This is a genomic window from Parapusillimonas granuli, from assembly GCF_013416525.1.
Lineage (GTDB): Bacteria > Pseudomonadota > Gammaproteobacteria > Burkholderiales > Burkholderiaceae_B > Parapusillimonas > Parapusillimonas granuli.
In genome coordinates, this window is the sequence record NZ_JACCEM010000011.1 from 21,885 (window position 1) to 37,754 (window position 15,870).

At 65.7% G+C, this 15,870-nt stretch carries 14 protein-coding genes; 3 read left to right on the forward strand and 11 right to left on the reverse strand.

The features are described from left to right. Positions 1-7: 7 nt before the first annotated feature. The 3 genes from fumC to H0A72_RS18600 all read right to left on the reverse strand — a co-directional run bounded on the left by fumC (position 8) and on the right by H0A72_RS18600 (position 4,141). Complete coding sequence (gene fumC, locus H0A72_RS18590; RefSeq protein WP_180158001.1) at positions 8-1,405, reverse strand: class II fumarate hydratase; 1,398 nt, start codon at positions 1,403-1,405, stop codon at positions 8-10. 72 nt (positions 1,406-1,477) lie between these two features. Further along, complete coding sequence (locus H0A72_RS18595) at positions 1,478-2,506, reverse strand: type I glyceraldehyde-3-phosphate dehydrogenase (RefSeq protein WP_180158002.1); 1,029 nt, start codon at positions 2,504-2,506, stop codon at positions 1,478-1,480. Positions 2,507-2,599: 93 nt separating this feature from the next. Then, positions 2,600-4,141, reverse strand: coding sequence for a CoA-acylating methylmalonate-semialdehyde dehydrogenase (locus tag H0A72_RS18600; RefSeq protein ID WP_180158003.1), 1,542 nt, complete (start codon positions 4,139-4,141; stop codon positions 2,600-2,602). 125 nt (positions 4,142-4,266) lie between these two features. Here H0A72_RS18600 and H0A72_RS18605 point away from each other — a divergent pair, with 125 nt between their 5' ends. After that, on the forward strand, positions 4,267-5,205 hold the full coding sequence (locus H0A72_RS18605) for a LysR family transcriptional regulator (protein ID WP_180158004.1): 939 nt from the start codon (positions 4,267-4,269) through the stop codon (positions 5,203-5,205). Positions 5,206-5,227: 22 nt separating this feature from the next. Here H0A72_RS18605 and H0A72_RS18610 read toward each other — a convergent pair whose 3' ends face one another. The 3 genes from H0A72_RS18610 to H0A72_RS18620 form a co-directional block, all read right to left on the reverse strand. Next, positions 5,228-6,001 carry an SDR family oxidoreductase gene (locus H0A72_RS18610; RefSeq protein ID WP_180158005.1) on the reverse strand — a complete coding sequence of 258 codons (774 nt, stop codon included), beginning with the start codon at positions 5,999-6,001 and terminating at the stop codon, positions 5,228-5,230. Positions 6,002-6,016: 15 nt separating this feature from the next. Beyond that, positions 6,017-7,177, reverse strand: a complete 1,161-nt coding sequence (locus H0A72_RS18615; protein ID WP_180158006.1) for a glycerate kinase — start codon at positions 7,175-7,177, stop codon at positions 6,017-6,019. A gap of 61 nt (positions 7,178-7,238) precedes the next feature. Continuing rightward, positions 7,239-8,222, reverse strand: coding sequence for a D-2-hydroxyacid dehydrogenase (locus H0A72_RS18620; protein ID WP_180158007.1), 984 nt, complete (start codon positions 8,220-8,222; stop codon positions 7,239-7,241). A 99-nt stretch (positions 8,223-8,321) separates the two neighbouring features. On the opposite strand from H0A72_RS18620, the gene H0A72_RS18625 reads away from it, so the two are divergent. Both H0A72_RS18625 and H0A72_RS18630 read left to right on the forward strand, forming a co-directional pair. Continuing rightward, positions 8,322-10,187, forward strand: coding sequence for a S9 family peptidase (locus tag H0A72_RS18625; protein WP_180158008.1), 1,866 nt, complete (start codon positions 8,322-8,324; stop codon positions 10,185-10,187). Continuing rightward, entirely contained in the window at positions 10,187-10,792 is a 606-nt protein-coding gene (locus H0A72_RS18630) for a glutathione S-transferase family protein (protein WP_180158113.1), read from the forward strand. Before H0A72_RS18625 ends, H0A72_RS18630 begins: the two co-directional genes overlap by 1 nt. Positions 10,793-10,879: 87 nt before the next feature. Here H0A72_RS18630 and H0A72_RS18635 read toward each other — a convergent pair whose 3' ends face one another. The 5 genes from H0A72_RS18635 to H0A72_RS18655 form a co-directional block, all read right to left on the reverse strand. Beyond that, positions 10,880-11,581 (reverse strand): ATP-binding cassette domain-containing protein, encoded by a 702-nt coding sequence (locus H0A72_RS18635; RefSeq protein WP_180158009.1) that lies wholly within the window; start codon positions 11,579-11,581, stop codon positions 10,880-10,882. Between the two features lie 2 nt (positions 11,582-11,583). After that, positions 11,584-12,351: a high-affinity branched-chain amino acid ABC transporter ATP-binding protein LivG gene (gene livG / locus H0A72_RS18640; RefSeq protein WP_180158010.1), complete on the reverse strand. Its 768-nt coding sequence runs from the start codon at positions 12,349-12,351 to the stop codon at positions 11,584-11,586. After that, positions 12,348-13,574, reverse strand: a complete 1,227-nt coding sequence (locus H0A72_RS18645; protein ID WP_180158011.1) for a high-affinity branched-chain amino acid ABC transporter permease LivM — start codon at positions 13,572-13,574, stop codon at positions 12,348-12,350. Before H0A72_RS18645 ends, livG begins: the two co-directional genes overlap by 4 nt. Continuing rightward, complete coding sequence (livH, locus tag H0A72_RS18650; RefSeq protein ID WP_180158012.1) at positions 13,574-14,500, reverse strand: high-affinity branched-chain amino acid ABC transporter permease LivH; 927 nt, start codon at positions 14,498-14,500, stop codon at positions 13,574-13,576. The genes H0A72_RS18645 and livH overlap by 1 nt, the downstream gene beginning before the upstream one ends. A 101-nt stretch (positions 14,501-14,601) precedes the next feature. Next, positions 14,602-15,723 (reverse strand): high-affinity branched-chain amino acid ABC transporter substrate-binding protein, encoded by a 1,122-nt coding sequence (locus tag H0A72_RS18655; RefSeq protein WP_180158013.1) that lies wholly within the window; start codon positions 15,721-15,723, stop codon positions 14,602-14,604. Positions 15,724-15,870 lie beyond the last annotated feature (147 nt).

Here is a 15,870-nt window from a genome sequence, read left to right on the forward strand (position 1 = left end):
GCCCTCCTTAGCCGGAATGCGTCATATCGATGGGATTGATCCATTCATCATACTGCTTCGCCGTCACGTAGCCCAGGGCCAATGCCGCCTCGCGCAAGGTGCTGCCCTCCTTCTGGGCCTTCTTCGCGATGGCGGCGGCCTTGTCGTAGCCGATGTGCCGGTTCAGCGCGGTCACGAGCATGAGGTTTCTGGAGAGGTTTTCCGCGATGCGTTCGCGGTTCGGCTCTATGCCCACCGCGCAATGGTCGTTGAACGCCAGGCAGGCATCGCTGATGAGCTCTATGCTTTCCAGCACGTTGTGCACCATGACCGGCTTGTAGACGTTCAGCTGGAAATTGCCCTGCGAGCCCGCGAAGGCGACGGCGGCATCGTTGCCGAAGACCTGCACGCACACCATGGTCATGGCTTCGCACTGGGTCGGGTTGACCTTGCCCGGCATGATGGACGAGCCCGGCTCGTTGTCGGGGATGACGAGCTCGCCCAGGCCGCAGCGCGGGCCGCTGGCCAGCCAGCGCACGTCGTTGGCCATTTTCATGAGCGCGCCCGCAAGCGTGCGCAAGGACGCGGACAGGTTCACCAGCGCGTCGTGGGCGGACAAGGCGAAGAATTTGTTGTCGGCCGACCGGAAAGGCAGGCCGGTGATGTCGGAGATTTTCTGCGCCGCCAGTTCGCCGAAGCGCGGGTGCGCGTTCAGCCCCGTGCCGACGGCGGTTCCGCCTATGGCCAGGCTGTAGATGCCGGGCAGATCGGCCTGGACCGCGTCCAGCGCGAAATCGATCTGGGCCACCCAGGCGCCGATCTCCTGGCCCAGCGTGATGGGCGTCGCGTCCTGCAGATGGGTCCGCCCGGTCTTGACGATGTCCTGGTAGGCCTCGGCCTTGGCGGCGAGCGTGTTGCGCAGCGCGCCGACGGCGGGAAAAAGGCGCTTGCCCAGCTGCTGCGCCACCGCGATGTGCATGGCGGTCGGGAAGGTGTCGTTGGAAGACTGGCCGCGGTTCACGTGGTCGTTGGGATGCACCGGCTTCTTGCTGCCCTTGTTGCCGCCGGACAGCTCGATGGCGCGGTTGGAAATGACTTCGTTCGCATTCATGTTCGACTGCGTGCCCGAACCGGTCTGGAACACGACCAGGGGGAACTCATCGTTGAGCTTGCCGTTGATGACGTCGTCGGCCGCCCAGACGATCAGGTCGGCGATGTCGCCTGGCAGTTCGCCCAGTTCGGCATTGGCCTGGGCGGCGGCTTTCTTCAGGATGCCCAGCGCCGAAATGATCGGCTCCTGCCACTTGAAGCGCGATACGCCGATGGGGAAATTCTGGATGGACCGCTGCGTCTGCGCACCCCAATAGTGCTGGGCGGGAACCTCGATCTCGCCCATGGAGTCGGATTCGATGCGGCTGGCTGTCATGACATGCTCCTTTGTGTGTTGTGCACGATAGATTCATTCAGGCTGTGCGCTCGCTTGCGGCGCCGGGACGCGTCACCCGATGCGGTCGGACCACGCCTTGGCGACGTCCAGCATGCGGTTCGCGAAACCCCATTCGTTGTCGAACCAGACGAACAGGTTGGCGAAGCCGTCGCCGTTCGTGCGGGTCTGGCTGCCGTCGACGATGGCGGAATGCGCATCGTGGTTGAAGTCGACTGAGGCATGCGGATGGAAGGAATAGGACACCAGGCCCGGATACCGGTGCGTGGCGTCCATCATCAAGGCGTTGATCTCGTCGGCGGCGACGTCGCGCTCGAGCTTGACCATGAGGTCGATGGCCGAGACGTTCAGGATGGGCACGCGGATGGCCTTGGCCTGCACCTTGCCGCTCAGCCGCGGCAGCAGGCGCTCCACGCCCTGGGCCAGGCCCGTGGCGACGGGAATGATGGACTGCATGGCGGAACGCGTCCGGCGCAGGTCCGAATGGTGGTAGCCGTCGATCATGGGCTGGTCGTTCATGACCGAATGCAGGGTGGTCAGGAAGGCATGGGCCACGCCGAATGCGCCGTCGAGTTCGGCGAGCACCGGCACGATGGCGTTCGTGGTGCACGAGGCGTTCGACACGATGCGCTCCGACCCCGTCAAGCCCCGCTCGTTGATGCCGTAGACCACGGTGTAGTCGACGTCGGCGGCGCTGCCGCCCGGATGCGACACCAGGACCCGCGGGCAGCCCGCTTCCAGGAATACCTGCAGCTGTTCGCGCGAGCCGTACTGGCCGGAGCATTCGAGCAGCATGTCCACGCCCAGGCCGGCCCAGTCGACGCCGTCGGGCCGCCGGCTGTGGCTGACGCGGATGCGGCGGCCGTTCACCATCAGGTCTTCCCCGGCCTGCTCCACCCGGCCCGGAAAAATGCCGTGCGTGGAGTCGAACTGCGTCAGGTAGGCCATGGTCGCCAGGTCGGCGGGTTCGTTGATGGCGACCACTTCGAAACTGTCCTTGAGCGCCGATTCCTGCAGGGCCCGCAAGACACAACGGCCGATGCGGCCATAGCCGTTGATCGCCAGACGTAATGGATGCTTCATGACCTGCTCGGACTCGCGGAAGAATGACAATACCGCAACTGTACTACGGTTCGAGGGGCCGGACCCCGCGCGAGACCCGGCCCCCGGGGCTTCCTACGACATGGTCGGCATGATGAACTCGTTGCCCTTGCTGATGTTTTCGGGCCAGCGCTGCATGACGGACTTCTGCTTGGTGTAGAAGCGCACGCCCTCTTCGCCATAGGAATGCATGTCGCCGAACAGGCTGCGCTTCCAGCCGCCGAAGCCGTGCCAGGCCATGGGCACCGGAATCGGCACGTTGATGCCCACCATGCCCACCTGTATGCGGCGCGCGAATTCGCGCGCGGTGTGGCCGTCGCTGGTGAAGCAGGACACGCCGTTGCCGAACTCATGGCGATTGACCAGGTCGACCGCCGCGCCCAGGTCGTCGACGTGGACGCAGGCCAGCACCGGGCCGAAGATTTCTTCCTTGTAGATGCGCATGTCCGGCGTCACCTTGTCGAACAGGGTCCCGCCGACATAGAAGCCGTTTTCATGGCCCGGCACCGTGAAGTTGCGGCCGTCCACCAGCAGCTCGGCGCCTTCCTCGACGCCGATGGCGATGTAGTTCTCGATGCGCTGCAGGGCGTCTTTGGTGACCACCGGACCCATTTCGGCGTCCAGGTGCATGCCGTCCTTGACCTTGAGCGTCCTGGCGCGCTCGATGAGCGCGGGAATGATCTTCCGGCCGACGTCGCCCACCAGCACGGCGACGGAAATCGCCATGCAGCGTTCGCCGGCCGACCCGTAGGCCGCCCCGACCAGTGCGTCGACCGTGCGCTCGATGTTGGCGTCGGGCATGATGACCATGTGGTTCTTCGCGCCGCCCAGGGCCTGGACGCGCTTGCCGAAATGCGCGCCGCGCTCGTAGATGTATTGCGCGATGGGCGTCGAGCCCACGAAGCTCAGCGCCGCGACGTCCTGGTGTTCGAGCAGCGCGTCCACCACGGCCTTGTCGCCCTGGACCACATTGAAGACGCCGTCCGGCAAGCCGGCTTCCTTCAGCAGCCGGGCCATGAAGAGCGAGGCGCTGGGGTCGCGCTCGCTGGGCTTCAGGATGAAGGTGTTGCCGGCCGCGATGGCCACGGGGAACATCCAGCACGGCACCATGCAGGGGAAATTGAAGGGGGTGATGCCGGCGACCACGCCCAGCGGCTGGCGCATGGTCCAGTTGTCGATGCCGTTGGACACTTGCTCGGTGAAATCGCCTTTCAGCAGCTGGGGAATGCCGCAAGCGAATTCGATGATGTCGATGCCGCGCGCCACTTCGCCCTGCGCGTCCGTGAACACCTTGCCGTGCTCGGCCGTGATCATGGCGGCCAGTTCGTCGGTATGCTGGTTCATCAGGGCCAGGAAGCGGTTCAGGATGCGCGCGCGCCGCAGGGGCGGCGTGTCGGCCCAGGCGGGCGCCGCCGCCTTGGCCGCGGCCACCGCCGCATTGACGTCTTCGATGGTGGACAGCGCCACGTGGCGGGCGACCTGCCCCGTCGAGGGGTTGTACACCGCCTGCCTGCGCGCGCCCGTGCTGGGCACTTGCCGGCCGTCGATGTAGTTGACCACGTCGCCGCTGTCGGTGTAGGCCGGTTGCGCGCTGAGCCCGCTGGCTGCGTCTTTCATTGCTATCTCCCTGGTGTGCTGGATGGAATGCGAAAAGTATAGGCAGGGGCAGCCCTTGCCACAAGAGCGTATCGCTGGATTCATTGTTTAAAATATTGAACAATCAATCTGGCACGGAGGGCGGCATGAACGAGTACAAAAAAGAAATGATGTGGTCCCACATCTATTGGCTGAGCATGCTGGGCAGCGCGGGCAGCTACACGGCGGCGGCCAAGCGCCTGGGCGTCAGCAAGGGCGCGGTAAGCCAGCGCATCGCCGAACTGGAGCAGGCGTCCGGCATCGCCCTGGTGCAGCGCACGACCCGCAGCGTGCGCCTGACCGAAGCCGGGCAGGCCCTGGTCGACGGCACCCGCCAGGCTTATGCCTCCATAGAGCAAGGCTTCGACAGCATACGCGACCTTGCCCAGGTGCCGCGCGGGGCGGTGCGGGTCACGGCGCCGGTGGCCCTGGGGCGCCAGAAGATCATCCCGCTGATGGGGCGCTTCCTGCAGGAATGCCCGGAAGTCCGGATCGAAATCGAGCTCTCGGACCACATCAGTTCCCTGGCCCAGGAAGGCTTCGACCTGGCCATACGCCACACCAGCACGGTGCCCGAGACCCACGTGGCCTGGCTGCTGCGCCCCTGCGAGACCCTGCTGGTGGCCACGCCGGGATACCTGGCGCGGCATGGCAAGCCGCGCAAGCCGGAAGACCTTTCCGGCCACAACTGCCTTTATTACATGCGCTCCGCCGCGTCGCCGGCCTGGAGCTTCGAGCCCGCGCGGCGCAAGGGCGAACGGCAGAGCGTGGCCATCAAGGGCAACTTCTGCGCCAACAACAGCGAAGCCCTGCGCGAAGTGGTCATGGCCGACCAGGGCATCGCGCTGCTGCCCGATTTCAGCGCCGGCGAAGACGTGCGGGTCGGCCGGCTGGTGCAGCTCCTGCCGCAATGGAAGCCCGTGGGCGTGTTCGGCGACGCCATCTATGCCATACGCCCCTACAGCGCCTACGTGCCCAGGGCGGTCAACGCATTCGTGCAGTACCTGAAAGACCGGCTGCGCGAGCCCGGGGACCCCGCCGCTTAGGGCGCTTCGACGTCGACAGCCCTTAGAAGGTCACTGAAAAACCGCCGTCGACGACCAGGATGTGGCCGTTCACGTACGAGGCCGAGGGCGAGGCCAGGAATACCGCGGCGCCGGTGATTTCATCGGGGCGCGCCCATCGGCCCAGGGGATTGCGGCCGACCACGATGGGGCCTTTGACCGGGTCCGCCGCCAGGGCGGCGTTGGTTTCCGTGGCGAAGGTGCCGGGCGCGATGCCGTTGCTGGTGATGCCGTGCTGCCCGTATTCCACCGCCAGCGCCCGCACCAGTCCCGCCAGGCCTTGCTTGGCGATGGGATAGATGGCGTCGCCGGCGCGCGCCAGCTCGCCGGCGATCGAGGTCAGGGTGATGATGCGCCCAGCCCCGCCCGCGGCCGCCATGGCTTGCGCGGCCAGGCGCGACAATTCCACCGCCGCGATCAAGTCGACGTTCATTAGCCGCACGACGTCGTCGAGCGTCGCCTCGGCCATGGGCTTGCGGATCCGGATGCCGACGTTGTTCACGAGGACGTCGGGCGTTCCCACGCTTCGGCACAGCTGCGCATAGCCATGCTCCAGGCCGCGGAGGTCGGCCAGGTCGTGGACGAAGGCTTCGGCCTGGGCGCCCTCGTCGCGCAGCATGGCGACGACCCGCGCCGCGCGTTCGGCCTGGCGGCTGTTGACGACCACCCGGGCGCCCGACGCCGCATAGGCGCGCGCGATTTCCAGGCCCAGGCCCTGAGTGGACCCGGTGATCAATGCGGTCTTGCCTTGCAGGGAAAAGTCAGGTTTTTCAAGCATGTGCGGCCCCCGGCGTCAGTTGGGCGCCGTGCCCGGGCGGCCGGCGGCGCGCCCCGCCAGCCATGCGCGCATGCAGTCGCGGGCCCGGTGGCGCAGGTAGCCGGCCGCGTTCCGGCAGGCGTCCTGCAGGGTGACGGGGCCCGGGGCGATGCTGAACGCCGCGGTGATGCCCGCCTGGTAGAGCTGCTCGTAGCCCTCGCCCAGCGAACCGGCCAGGGCGATGACCGGTATGTTTTCCTTCCCGGCGTAGCGGGCCACGCCCGCCGGCGTCTTGCCCAGCAGGGTTTGCGCGTCCATGCGCCCTTCCCCGGTGAAGACGAGGTCCGCGCCCTTCAAGGCCGCGGCCAGGCCCGAGAGCTCGGCCACCAGTTCGACGCCCGGCCGGAAGCCGGCGGTGAAACACGTTTTGACGGCAAAGCCCAGCCCGCCGGCGGCCCCCATACCAGGGGTGTCGCGCTCGTCGCGGCCGAAATGGGCGGCGCAGACGTCGGCGAAACGCGCAATGGCGGCATCCAGCGTGGCGACGTCCGCGGGGCTCGCGCCTTTCTGGGGACCGAAGATCGCCGACGCGCCGCGCGGCCCGCACAAGGGGTTGTCCACGTCGACCGCCAGTTCGAAGACCGTGTCTTTCAGGCGCGGGTCGGCGTCCCGCAAATCGATGCGGTGCAGACGGGCCAGCGCCGCGCCGCCGGGCGGCAGCGCTTCGCCGCCGGCGTCCAGCAGCTTGACGCCCAGTGCCTGCAGCAGGCCGGCGCCCGCGTCGTTGGTGGCGCTGCCGCCCAGGCCGATGACGATGTGGCGCGCCCCGCTGTCCAGGGCGGCGGCGATCAGCTGGCCCACGCCGTAGGTGCTGGCCTCCAGCGGCTTGCGTTCCGCAGGCGGAATCTGTTCGAGGCCGGCGGCGGACGCCATCTCGATGAAAGCCCTGCCCTGGCCCAGCCAGGCCCAGCCGGCCGGGGCGGACTCGCCGTTGGCGTTGCGGACGCGCAGTTCGCGCCGCTCGCCGCCGGTGGCCGCCAGCACCGCGTCGAGCGAGCCTTCGCCGCCGTCCGCCATGGGCACGCACACGATGTCCGCGTCGGGCGCCGCATCGCGCACCCCTTCGGCAATGGCGGCCGCGACCCCCGTGGCGCTGAGGCTTTCCTTGAATGAGTCCGGAGCAATGACGATACGCATGAACGGCAACCCGATGATGTGAGAGATGGCGGCCCTAAAGGCTTGTCGAGGTTGAAAAGGCCTAGCCGCGCGCGGCCGGCCTGACGACGTTGCGCGGCGCGCCCGCATGGAAGGCGTCGATGTTGTCGATGAGCTGGTCCGCCAGCCCCTGGATGGCTTCCTGGCTCGCCCAGGCGACGTGCGGCGTGAGTATGAAGTTGGGCAGGTCGAGCAATTGCATCAAGGGATGGTCGGCGGGCGGGGGCTCGGGCGTCGTGACGTCGAAGCCCGCGCCGCCCAATACGCCCGAGCGCATGGCGCGCGCCAAGGCCTCGTCGTTGACCAGGCCGCCGCGCGCGGTGTTGATGAGCAGCGGCTTGCGTGTCATGAGCCGGAATTCCGCATCGCTGATCAGGTCGCGCGTGTGCTCGTTCAGCGGGCAATGCAGGGTGATGACGTCGCTTTCGGCGATCAATTGCTCGAAGGGGGTGTACAGGCTGCCCTGGCGTCCGGCGCCCTTGCGCCCCGCGAACAGCACCCGCATGCCCAGCGCCCGCCCCATGGCGGCCACCGACTGCCCGAGCACGCCTTCGCCGATGATGCCGAGCGTGGACCCGGCCAGGTCTTTGATGGGGTAGTCGAAATAACAGAACTGCCCGGCCTCCTGCCAGCGCCCCGCCTTGACCGATTCGCGGTAGGCGACGATGCTGCGCCGCAACGCGAAAATGAGCGCGAAGGTATGCTCGGGAACCGTATTGACGGCATAGCGCCGTATGTTGGACACCACCACGCCCTTGCGTTCGCAGGCGCCCAGGTCGACGTTGTCGGTGCCGGTGGCCGCCAGGGCGATCATCTTCAGGCGCGCCGCCTGCTCGATGGCCTCCCGCCGCACCGGCACCTTGTTGACGATGACGATGTCGGCCTGCGCGATGCGTTCGGCCACTTCTTCGGGGCGGGTCCGCGCATGCACCTTGAATTCATGCGGGAATGAAGGCTTGCGCAGCACCGTCGACGGCGAAATGGTGTCTCGGTCTAGGAAGACGATTTGCAGGGGTTGCGCGGCCATATCTTTTTCCTTGTGCTTGTAACGCCCGGTGGTTGGCGGGATCAAATCCGATATAGTAATGGGATTGCCGGGCACACAGGTTATACAGGATTACGTTGGATGCAGCCAGAAAAATACCCCGTCCAGGACTTCTTTCGCAACCCCGATCGCGGCTTCTTCCGCCTTTCCGACGACGGCGCCCTGCTGGCCTACATGGAGCCCGTCAGCATCGGCGGTTCGCCCGCCCGCATGAACGTATTCGTGCAGGCGCTCGACGGCAGCACGCCCGTGGGCGAGGCCCGGCGCCTCACCTCTGAAACCGAGCGCGACATCGCCCAGTATTTCTGGAAGGGCTCGGACACCATCATCTACGAAAAAGACTTCAACGGGGACGAGAACTTCCACGTCCTGGCGGTCGACGCCGCCAGCGGCGGGCTGACCGACCTCACCCCCTTCCCCGGCGTGCGGGCCGGCATACAGGACGACCTGCCGGACGATCCCGGCCACCTGCTGATCAGCCACAACGGGCGCAACCCCGAAGTCTTCGACGTCTACCGCGCCGACATCCGCAGCGGCGAACTGACGCTCGTCGCCGAGAACCCCGGCAACATCGTCGGATGGCAGACCGATCACCAGGGCCGCGTGAGGGTGGGAATCGCCAGCGACGGGCTGCACACCACCCTGCTGTACCGCGACCGGGAATCGGACGGCTTCCGCGCGCTGATCCACACCGATTTCCGCACCACCGTCAGCCCCGAGTTCTTCACTTTCGACGACGAACGCCTGTACGCCCTGAGCAATCGCAACCGGGATTGCCTGGCGCTGGTCATCATCGACCCCGCCCGTCCGGACGACGAGGAACTCGTCTACGAAGTGGACGGCCACGACCTGGACGCGGCGGGCCATTCCCGGCTGCGGCGGGTCCTGACGGTGGCGGCCTACCAGACCGACAAGCCCCAATACCATTTCTTCGACGAGCTCAGCGCGCAGCGCCACGCGCGCGTCGCCGAAAAACTGCCGGGCTACGAAATCGCCTTCCAGAGCGGCACGCGCGACGAAAGCAAGTTCATCATCGCGGCCTACAACGACCGCAGCCCCGGCAGCCGTCATCTATACGACGCCGAGCGCGACACCCTGCACAAGCTGGGGGACATCAACCCTTATCTGCCGGAAAGCGCCATGGCTCCGGTGCGGCCCATCCAGTACGCCTCGCGCGACGGCCTGACCATCCATGGCTATCTGACCCTGCCCCTGGGCCGGCCCGCCGCCGGACTGCCCTGCGTGGTGAACCCGCACGGCGGCCCGTGGGCGCGCGACGGCTGGGGGTTCAATCCCGAAGCGCAATTTCTCGCCAATCGTGGCTATTGCGTGCTGCAGATGAATTTCCGCGGGTCCACGGGCTACGGACGGAAGTTCTGGGAGGCCGGCTTCGGCCAGTGGGGCCTGCGCATGCAGGACGACATCACCGACGGCGTCCAGTGGCTGATCGAACAAGGCATCGCCGATCCGCGCCGCATCGCGATCTACGGGGGCAGCTACGGCGGCTATGCCACGCTGGCCGGCATCACGTATACCCCCGATCTGTACGCCGCGGCGGTCGATTATGTCGGCGTATCGAATCTGCTCACTTTCATGAACACCATTCCCCCTTACTGGAAACCCATGCTGGTCAAGATGCACAGCATGGTGGGCGACCCTGACGCCGACCGCGAACGGCTGGTCGCCACGTCGCCCGCCTTGAACGCCGAACGCATCAAGACGCCGCTGTTCATCGCGCAGGGCGCCCATGATCCGCGCGTCAACAAGGACGAAAGCGATCAGATGGTGCAGGCCTTGCGCGACCGCGGCGTCGAGGTCGAATACATGGTCAAGGACAACGAAGGCCATGGTTTTCACAACGATGAAAACAAATTCGAATTCTATGAGCGGATGGAGCGTTTCCTGGCACAGCATCTTCTACCCGAGCTTGATGGAGAAAACACATGATGAAGCTGTATTACCTTCCGGGCGCCTGCCCCCTGGCCACGCATATCGCCCTGAACTGGGCAAACGCGCCTTACGAGCTGCAGGCCGTCAGCCGCGAGGAAATCAAGCAGCCGGCTTATCTCGCCCTGAATCCCATGGGCGCGGTGCCGGTGCTGGTGGACGGCGACCTGACGCTCACCCAAAGCGCGGCCATTCTGGAATACGTGGCGGAAACCCACCCCGAAGCCGGCCTGATGCCGGACACGCCGCGCGAACGCGCCGAGGTCCGCCGCTGGCTGGGCTTGATCAACGCGGACATCCACCGCACCTTCGGAAATCTCTTCGGCGCGGCGCAGTTCATGAGCACGCCGGAGGGGCAGCGTGAGCTGGCCGAGAAAAGCGGGGCCAAGCTGCTCGGCATCTTCGCCATCGTCGACCGGCAGCTGGAGGGCAAGGAATGGGTCGCCGGGGCGCGGTCCATCGCCGACCCCTATCTTTACACCGTCATGCGCTGGGCCAAGGCGAAGGAACTGGACCTGAGCCGCTACAAGAACCTGCAGGCCTTCTACGCCCGCATGGAAGCCGACCCGGGGGTGCGGAAGGCGCTGAAGGAACAGGGCCTGTAGCCACTCAAGGGCTCGGGGCCGGGCCTCCCGGATGGGGTACGGCCCCGAGCCGGCCCCTTGCCGGCCAGGCCGCCAAGCCCGCAGATGCTAAGCCCCCAGATAGGCCTTGCGCACCTGGTCGTTCACCAGGAGATTGGCGCCCGTATCCGCCAGCACCACCTTACCGGTTTCCAGCACATAGCCGCGGTCCGCCACCTGCAGCGCCTTGTTGGCGTTCTGCTCCACCAGGAACACCGTGACCCCTTCCCGCCGGATGGTCTGGATGATCTCGAAGATCTGGGCGATGATCAGCGGCGCCAGGCCCAGCGTGGGCTCGTCCAGCAGCAGGAGCTGCGGCCGCGTCATCAGCGCGCGGCCGATGGCCAGCATCTGCTGCTCGCCGCCCGACATCGTGCCCGCGCGCTGGTTGGCCCTTTCCTTCAGGCGGGGGAACAATTCATAGACGTGCTGCAGGCCTTCGTCGATCTGCCGCGCCGTCAGGAAGAAGCCGCCCATCTTCAGGTTCTCGGAGACGGTCAGGTCGGGGAACACCCGCCTGCCCTCCGGGGAAATCGCGATGCCGCGCCGCATGATGGTGTGGGTGTCGCAATGGGTGATGTCTTCGCCCAGGAAGGTGACGGTTCCGCTGCTGGCGCGCGGCGAGCCGCAGACCGTCATGAGCAGCGTGGTCTTGCCCGCGCCGTTCGCCCCGATCAGGGTGACGATCTCGCCCTGGTTGACCTCGACCGAGACATCGTCGAGCGCCTGGATGGCGCCGTAATGCGTGTGTACGTTCTGAAGCTTCAGCACTTTTATTCCTCACCCAGGTAGGCTTTGATGACGCGAGGGTCGGAACGGACGTCGGCGGGCAGGCCGGTCGTGATGGGTTTGCCGTGCTCCATGACCATGATGCGGTCGGACACGCCCATGACCAGGCTCATGTCGTGCTCGATCAGCAACACCGCCACGCCGAATTCCTTGCGCAGTTGGTCGATCAGCTGCTGCAGGTCGCGCTTTTCCTGGGGGTTGAGGCCCGCCGCCGGCTCGTCCAGCATCAGCAGGCGCGGACGGGTGATCATGCAGCGGGCGATTTCCAGCCGGCGCTGGTGCCCATAGGCCAGGTTGCCGGCCTCGCGGTTGGCGAACTGGCGGATGCCCATGAAGTCCAGCCATTCGGCCGCGCTCTTGAGCGCGTCCTGTTCCGACTTGCGGTAGGACGGCACCTTGAACAACCCCTTGACCAGGCTGGTTTCGATATGGGTGTGCTGGGCGACCAGCAGGTTTTCGAGCACGGTCAGGTTCTTGAACAGGCGCACGTTCTGGAAGGTGCGGACCAGGCCTTGCTGCGCCACCTTGTGGCTGGGCATGCCGTCGATCTTCTTGCCGTCCATCAGTATGCTGCCGGTCGTGGGCTTGTAGAAGCCGCCCACGCAGTTGAACACCGTGGTCTTGCCGGCCCCGTTGGGCCCGATGATGGCGAAGACCTCGTCTTTGCGGACTTCGAATTCCACCTGGTCCACGGCCAGCAGGCCGCCGAACCTCATGGTAAGGCCCGACACCTTCAATAATGTTTCGCTCATGCCTTCAGCTCCACTTGAGGACGCTTGACCGGCAGCAAGCCCTGCGGACGCCACATCATCATCAGCACCATCACCAGACCAAATATCAACATGCGGTATTCCGCGAATTCACGCGCGATTTCGGGGACCACGGTCAGCACGATGGCCGCGAGGATCACGCCGACCTGCGAGCCCATGCCCCCCAGGACCACGATGGCCAGGATGAGCGCGGATTCCATGAAGGTGAAGGACTCGGGATTGACCAGACCCTGCCGGGCGGCGAAGAAGGCGCCGCCGAAGCCGGCGAACATCGCGCCCATGGTGAAGGCGGAGAGCTTGATGCGCGTGGGGTTCAGGCCCAGGGAGCGGCAGGCGATCTCGTCTTCGCGCAGCGCCTCCCAGGCCCGGCCGATGGGCATGCGGATCACGCGGTTGGACACGAAGAGCGTGACGAGCGCCAGGCACAAGGCCATGAGATAGAGATAGATGATCACGTCCTGGTTGTCGAAGTTCCAGCCGACGAGCTCATGGAAGGTGGTCACGCCTTCGGGCGCGCGCCGGGCCATGGGGAAGCCGAACACCGTGGGCTTGGGTATGCCGGAAATGCCGTCGGGACCGCCCGTGAGCGTATACAGGTTGATCAGGAGCAGGCGGATGATTTCGCCGAAGCCCAGGGTGACGATGGCGAGGTAGTCGCCGCGCAGGCGCAGCACGGGGAAGCCGAGCAGGAAGCCGAACAGCGCCGACATGGCGCCCGCGAACGGCAGGGCCTCCCAGAAGCCCCAGCCCGCCCAGTGGTACAGCAAGGCGTAGGTATAGGCGCCGACCGCATAGAAGCCCACGAAACCCAGATCGAGCAGGCCGGCGAAGCCGACCACGATGTTCAGGCCCAGCCCGAGCATGATGTAGATGAGCACCAGCGTGGCGATGTCCACCTGGGCGCGGCCGGTGAAGAAGGGCCAGACCAGGGCGAGCGCGACCAGCAGGAAGATGAGCCCGCGGCGGACGGCGTCGGGCAGCACGGGCATCGCCCGCTTTTTCTCGCCGCGCTTGAACACCTTGCGGAACAGGGGCCGGATCATCTGGAAGACGAAGACGATGGCCATGCCGTACAGGACCATGTCCCATTCGGGTTCGAGGTGGGTCTGCATGCCGGCCCGGACGATCTGCAGGCCGAAGACGGGCGCTATGATCACGCCGGCCATGAAGGCCGCGATCAGCGCATTCTTGAAGTTGTTGCCCATTACACTTTTTCCACTTCGGGTTTGCCAAGCAAGCCGGTAGGCCGGAACAGCAATATGAAGACCAGCAGGCCGAAAGCGACGATGTCCTTGTATTGGGACGAGATATACGCCGCCGCAAAGGTTTCCGCCAGGCCCAGCAGCACGCCGCCCAGCATGGCGCCGGGTATGCTGCCGATGCCGCCCAGCACCGCCGCGGTGAAAGCCTTGATGCCGGCGATGAAGCCGATGAAGGGATTGAGTTTGCCGATGGCCAGCGCGATCAGCACGCCGCCCACCGCGGCGAGCATGGCCCCGATGATGAAGGTGAAGGAAATGATGCGGTTGGTGTCTATGCCCAGCAGATTGGCCATGCGCAGGTCTTGCGAGCAGGCCCGCGACGCGCGGCCCATGCGCGAATACTTGATGAACAGCGACAGCGCGATCATGAGCAGCACCGTGACGACGATGATCATGATGCGCGAATAAGGCGCCGTGATGACGAAATCGGATCCGAGCTTGAACTGGAGGGAGCCCGTGACCAGCGCGGGCACGGCCATGTCGCGGGCGCCCTGCCCGATGGCGACCCAGTTCTGCAGGAAGATCGACATGCCGATGGCGGAGATCAGGGGCACCAGGCGCGGCCCGCCGCGCAGCGGCGCATAGGCGACTTTTTCGATGGCGAACCCGTAGACGCCGGTGATCAGCACCGCGATGATCAGCATGACGAGGATGACGGCCGGAACCGGCAGCCCGCTGTTGACGCCGATGGCCGACAAGGTGACCAGGCCGACGTAGGCGCCGATCATGTAGATTTCGCCATGGGCGAAGTTGATCATGCCGATGATGCCGTAGACCATTGTGTAGCCGATGGCGATGAGCGCGTAGATGGCGCCCAGCGACAGACCGTTGAATAGCTGCTGTGTGAGTTGGGGTATGAGTTCAGACATAGAAACCACGTATTCCGGTGGATCGGCCCCGGGTGAAATGGGGAGGACCGGGAAAAAGAAAGGCTCCAGCCTGGATAAGGCTGGAGCTGGCGAGGCCGATTTTACAGTTTCAGTTGCTCCAGATTGCCGGCGTCATCCCATTTGAAGACGGCGAACTCGAATTCCTTCAGGTCGCCCTTGGCGTCGTATTCGACCTTGCCGATGGCGGTGTTGAAGGTGTTGCTGTGCATGTAGTCGGCCACCTTGGCCGGATCGGCGCCCACGGCGTTGATGCTGTCCGCCAGGATCTGCACCGCGGCATAGGCGGTGAGCGTGAAGGCGCCGTCGGGGCTGCGCTTGTACTTCTTGAAGTGCTCGAGCACTTTTTCGTTGCCGGGCAGCTTGGTGAAGTCGGACGGCAGCGTGACCAGCAGGCCCTTCACGGCGGGGCCGGCGATGGCGACGAGGTCTTTGTTGGCGACGCCTTCCGGCCCCATGAACTGGGTGTTCAGCCCTTGCTCGCGCGCCTGGCGCAGCAGCAGCCCGAGCTCGGCGTGATAGCCGCCGAAATAGATGAGATCGGGATTCAGCGACTTGAGCTTGGTGATGACGGCGGAATAATCGCTGTCGCCCACGTTGATGCCCTCGAACAGCGTGACGTTGCCGCCGTTCTTGGTGAGGTTGTCGCGCACCTGGGTGGCGACGCCCGAGCCGTAGGTCTGCTTGTCGTGCAGGATGGCGATGGACTTCGGCTTCAGGTGCTTGGCGATGTAGCCGGCGGCGAACGGGCCCTGCTGGTCGTCGCGGCCGATGGTGCGGAAGAAGTAATGCGGCTTGATGGTGTCGGTGACCAGGGGCGAGGTGGCGCCCGGGGTGATGGCGACGATGCCTTCCTGCTCGTAGACGTTCACCGCGGGCACGGTGGTGCCCGAGCACGCGTGGGCCACGGCGAACTTGGCGCCCGAATTGATGACGCGGTTGGCGGCGGGCACGGCCTGTTTCGGTTCGCAGCCGTCGTCGATCAGCAGGGGTTCGAGCTTCTTGCCCTTGACGCCGCCGGCCTCGTTGATGGCTTCGATGGCGGTGAGCGCGCCGGCCTGGATCTGGTCGCCGTATTGCGTGGCGGGACCCGTCATGGGCTGAGGAATGCCGATTTTGATGGTGTCGGCTGCATAGGCGCTACCTGCGATGGCCAGGGCGCCCAATGCCATGACCAGGGGTGTTACGCGTTTGAAGGACTTCATGCCTGGGAATCTCCGGTTGGGCTTGCCGTTCAGAGCCTTCCTGGTGGGAATGCTCGTGATCAGCGGCAAGCCATGTTATTAGCTCGGCCTGAAACGGCTAGCGTATTCTGACGACTCCCCCGATGGCTGTCACTACGGATAAGCCCT

Coding starts and splice junctions, on each gene's coding strand:
- fumC (WP_180158001.1), bottom strand. CDS start 1,405: ATGACAGCCAGCCGCATCGAATCCGACTCCATGGGCGAGATCGAGGTT.
- H0A72_RS18595 (WP_180158002.1), bottom strand. CDS start 2,506: ATGAAGCATCCATTACGTCTGGCGATCAACGGCTATGGCCGCATCGGC.
- H0A72_RS18600 (WP_180158003.1), bottom strand. CDS start 4,141: ATGAAAGACGCAGCCAGCGGGCTCAGCGCGCAACCGGCCTACACCGAC.
- H0A72_RS18605 (WP_180158004.1), top strand. CDS start 4,267: ATGAACGAGTACAAAAAAGAAATGATGTGGTCCCACATCTATTGGCTG.
- H0A72_RS18610 (WP_180158005.1), bottom strand. CDS start 6,001: ATGCTTGAAAAACCTGACTTTTCCCTGCAAGGCAAGACCGCATTGATC.
- H0A72_RS18615 (WP_180158006.1), bottom strand. CDS start 7,177: ATGCGTATCGTCATTGCTCCGGACTCATTCAAGGAAAGCCTCAGCGCC.
- H0A72_RS18620 (WP_180158007.1), bottom strand. CDS start 8,222: ATGGCCGCGCAACCCCTGCAAATCGTCTTCCTAGACCGAGACACCATT.
- H0A72_RS18625 (WP_180158008.1), top strand. CDS start 8,322: ATGCAGCCAGAAAAATACCCCGTCCAGGACTTCTTTCGCAACCCCGAT.
- H0A72_RS18630 (WP_180158113.1), top strand. CDS start 10,187: ATGAAGCTGTATTACCTTCCGGGCGCCTGCCCCCTGGCCACGCATATC.
- livG (WP_180158010.1), bottom strand. CDS start 12,351: ATGAGCGAAACATTATTGAAGGTGTCGGGCCTTACCATGAGGTTCGGC.
- H0A72_RS18645 (WP_180158011.1), bottom strand. CDS start 13,574: ATGGGCAACAACTTCAAGAATGCGCTGATCGCGGCCTTCATGGCCGGC.
- livH (WP_180158012.1), bottom strand. CDS start 14,500: ATGTCTGAACTCATACCCCAACTCACACAGCAGCTATTCAACGGTCTG.
- H0A72_RS18655 (WP_180158013.1), bottom strand. CDS start 15,723: ATGAAGTCCTTCAAACGCGTAACACCCCTGGTCATGGCATTGGGCGCC.